Annotated in this window: 1 protein-coding gene; it reads right to left on the bottom strand. The window is 71.0% G+C overall.

Translation table 11 applies throughout. From position 1 onward, the window contains the following. Window positions 1–245 (bottom strand): ketoacyl-synthetase C-terminal extension domain-containing protein (locus ACLQ2N_RS36075; protein WP_425820037.1); only part of this gene is annotated, 245 nt, incomplete at both ends.

The raw sequence follows: 245 nt of genomic DNA, 5'->3' as shown, positions 1-245 counted from the left end.
ACGAGTGAGAATCCGGTGGTCTCCGCCACCGGTTCGGAGGTCTCGTCCCCCTGCTCGATGATGACGTGCGCGTTGGTACCACTGATGCCGAAGGAGGAGACGGCGGCACGGCGCGGGTGGTCGGCCTCGGGCCACTCGCGGGCCTGGGTGAGCAGCTCGACGGCGCCGGACGTCCAGTCCACGTGCGGGGACGGCTGCTCGGCGTGCAGGGTCTGCGGCAGGACGCCGTGGCGCATCGCCATGAC

The organism is Streptomyces sp. DT224 (assembly GCF_049844595.1).
Classification (GTDB): Bacteria; Actinomycetota; Actinomycetes; order Streptomycetales; family Streptomycetaceae; genus Streptomyces.
This window is presented reverse-complemented; position numbering and strand designations above follow the sequence as displayed.